Origin of the sequence: Peribacillus sp. NPDC058002 (assembly GCF_042886655.1) — a bacterium.
Taxonomy (GTDB): Bacteria; Bacillota; Bacilli; order Bacillales; family DSM-1321; genus Peribacillus; species Peribacillus aracenensis.
The window spans coordinates 1-2,391 of record NZ_JBHVQU010000396.1 but is presented as its reverse complement, the minus strand read 5'-3'; the positions used below and the strand labels follow the sequence as shown (position 1 = coordinate 2,391).

At 41.4% G+C, this 2,391-nt stretch carries 2 protein-coding genes; both read left to right on the top strand.

Features of this window, described 5'->3' with window-relative positions; genetic code table 11:
- Positions 1-224 precede the first annotated feature (224 nt).
- Positions 225-1,379 carry an acyl-CoA dehydrogenase family protein gene (locus ACFVSH_RS25515; protein WP_387708555.1) on the top strand — a complete coding sequence of 385 codons (1,155 nt, stop codon included), beginning with the start codon at positions 225-227 and terminating at the stop codon, positions 1,377-1,379.
- Between the two features lie 158 nt (positions 1,380-1,537).
- Positions 1,538-2,338 carry a 1,4-dihydroxy-2-naphthoyl-CoA synthase gene (gene menB / locus ACFVSH_RS25510; RefSeq protein ID WP_260286159.1) on the top strand — a complete coding sequence of 267 codons (801 nt, stop codon included), beginning with the start codon at positions 1,538-1,540 and terminating at the stop codon, positions 2,336-2,338.
- The last annotated feature ends 53 nt before the right edge of the window (positions 2,339-2,391 follow it).

Genomic DNA, 2,391 nt, shown 5'->3' with positions numbered 1-2,391 from the left:
ATTATAAAGTGTGTGTTTTTTTGTGAAGTTTCGCAAATTTGATTTGCAGAAATGAGAAAAAATGCAAAGATGCGAAAGGTTTTGGAAACTATAGCCAAATTTGTAGCGAATTCAAGTTGGCACACAACTTGCAATAATAGTTTGTCATGTAAGAGGTATCATGTTTCGTAGAATGTTTTAAATATGGTTCAGATAAATTAGTAATTAATCAAGGGGGTAATGATGTGCTGAATTTTTCTTTTACGGAAGAGCAAGATTATTTTCGTAAAATATTGAAAGAATTTGCGAAGGAAGAGTTGCTTCCACATTATACAAAATGGGATCGCGAAGAGATTACTCCAAAACACTTGTGGAAAAATCTGGGAGAACTTGGCGTTAATGGCCTTCGGATTCCAGTGGAATATGGCGGAAGCGGTGCGGATTGTGTGACAACGGGGATAGCTGCTGAGGAGATAGGCCGTGGTGATTTCAATCTAACTTACGCGGTGATGTTGAATGCATTAATCGGTGAAATTATCAATAATCACGCTAGCGAGGAACTGAAAAAGGAGTGGCTTCCCCAAATTTCAAGTGGTGAAAAAATTGTTGGCATTGCCATTACGGAGCCTTCCGCCGGTACGGATGCGGGCGGAATTAAAACAACAGCTGTACATAAAGGAAATAAGTATGTGCTTAATGGAGAAAAGTCTGGAATAAGTGTAGCTATGTGTGGAGATGCCTTTGTTTTATTTGCAAAGACGGAACCTGAATGGGGAAATCGTGGGATAAGTGCTTTCATGGTGCCTGCCGATATTCCGGGTGTTGAATGTAGAGGGTACTCGGACATGGGGAATATCCCCATTGGAAGAGGTTCGATATATTTAACAGATGTCGAGATTCCGGAAGAGTATATGATCGGTCTTCAAAATAAAGGGTTTTCCCAAGTGATGAATGGGTTCGATTTAAGTCGGCTGTTAATAGGTCTGCAATGTGTGGGCACCGCTTCACAAAGTATTGATGAAACCATCGAATATGTGAAAATCAGGCATTCATTTGGTAAACCGTTGGCGACATATCAAGGGGTCTCCTTCCCACTTGTGACCCACCATACCCAATTAGAACTGGTGAAGTGGCAAGCCTACCGAGGCCTTTGGCTTCGTGACCAAGGGCTGAATCATAGTAAAGAATCGGCTTCCGTTAAGTGGTTAGGTCCTAAATATAGTGTAGAAGCTATCCATGAATGTTTACTGTTGAATGGTCATTATGCTTATACGAAGGAAATGCCTCTTGAGCAACGCTTGCGTGATGTGATTGGGTTGGAAATTGGTGATGGCACTGCTCAAGCCAATATGATGGTCATTGCAAAGGACATTATAGGAAAGGAGTTCCGTTCTCATTAATCCAATGGATTGGTATTTTTGCATTCTGTTGAAACGTAAACTATTACGAAGAAACTCAAATTATTCACAGTCGTATTGGGTACCGATTAAGTTCGTAATTAACAGTGAAATGATGGGATACAAGGCAAATCACTAAGATAATGAAGGGAATGAAAACGATGGAATTAACAGATGTAATCTATGAAAAAAATGGTGGGATTGCAAAGATAACAATGAACAGACCTAAAGTTTATAACGCTTTTCGTGCCAGAACCATTCAGGAATTAATTTGGGCTTTCCGCGACGCTTGGGATGATAATCGTGTTGGTATCGTGATTCTGACGGGAGCAGGTGAGAAGGCATTTTGTGTAGGTGGAGATCAAAAAGAAAAGGGAGAAGAAGGAGGATATAATCATTCGGGTGGTTTAGGAGGCGGAATGGGACTGGAAATCGAAACGCTGCACCAAACGATCCGCAACATTCCTAAGCCGGTCATTGCAGCGGTTAATGGGTTTGCCATCGGAGGCGGGCATGTCCTGCATGTCATTTGTGACCTAACCATTGCATCTGACACGGCAAAATTTGGCCAGAGTGGGCCAAAGGTCGGTAGTTATGATGCAGGTTTTGGTTCAGCTTATTTAGCACGAATTGTCGGAGAAAAGAAAGCAAGGGAAATCTGGTATTTATGTGAACAATATTCTGCACAAGAAGCAAAGGAAATGGGACTTGTGAACAAAATCGTTGCCTCGGAACAATTGCACGAGGCAGCAGAGGAGTGGGCAAGAAAGATCCTTGATAAGAGTCCTACTGCGCTAAAAATGCTCAAATATTCCTTTAATGCAGATAGTGCCAACATTCAAGGGATTTCTCAACTATCGATGGGCAGTTTAGCGATGTTTTACAATACAAAAGAATCGGAAGAAGGAAAGAACGCCTTCCTAGAAAAGAGGCCTGTAGATTTTAAAAAATTCAGAGGTTGATGAGGGGGATTAAAACTGGTGAAATTGGAGACGATTTTGACTCAGGAGTATGT